This window comes from Xanthomonas populi, assembly GCF_002940065.1.
In the GTDB taxonomy this organism is placed as follows: domain Bacteria; phylum Pseudomonadota; class Gammaproteobacteria; order Xanthomonadales; family Xanthomonadaceae; genus Xanthomonas; species Xanthomonas populi.
This window is the reverse complement of record NZ_MDEJ01000319.1, coordinates 1-568: the sequence shown is the minus strand read 5'-3', so window position 1 is coordinate 568 and position 568 is coordinate 1. Positions and strand designations below refer to the sequence as shown.

At 59.0% G+C, this 568-nt stretch carries 1 protein-coding gene; it reads left to right on the top strand.

The annotated features are described in order from the left end of the window. Positions 1-139 precede the first annotated feature (139 nt). Positions 140-568 (top strand): transposase (locus XpopCFBP1817_RS21095; RefSeq protein ID WP_146090208.1); only part of this gene is annotated, 429 nt, incomplete at its 3' end.

Sequence of the window (568 nt, the reverse complement as noted above, 5' to 3'; positions counted from 1 at the left end):
CAGCTCAACACCAGCTTGCAGATGATCCACCTGGCGTTCCTGGCGTTGCTGCTTAGAAGACTTTGAACAGGCTCTTAGGGAACCTCTGAACAACGTCCCCAGATGCGCGACACTACACAGCTACGTTGAGGAGTGATCCATGCAACTGACGTTTGGTGACGCTGAGGATCTGGGTAAGCGCAAGCAGACCCGCCGCGAAATCTTCCTGAGTGAGATGGAGAAAGTGGTGCCATGGCAGCAGTTGCTTGCGCTGATTGCACGGCACGATCCGGTGTCAGGACGGCCAGGTCGGCAGCCGTACGCACTGACCACGATGTTGCGGATTCATCTGCTGCAACAGTGGTACGCGCTGAGCGATCCGGCGATGGAAGAAGCCTTGCATGAGATCCCGACCCTGCGGCGTTTTGCCCAGCTAGGTGGATTGGACAACGTGCCCGACGAGACCACGATTCTCAACTTTCGCCGCCTGCTGGAAACCCAAGGCCTGGCCGCGCGGATGCTGGACGCCGTCAACGCGTATCTGGCGCGCAAGGGTCAACGTCTGCGCTCCGGCACAATCGTCGATGCA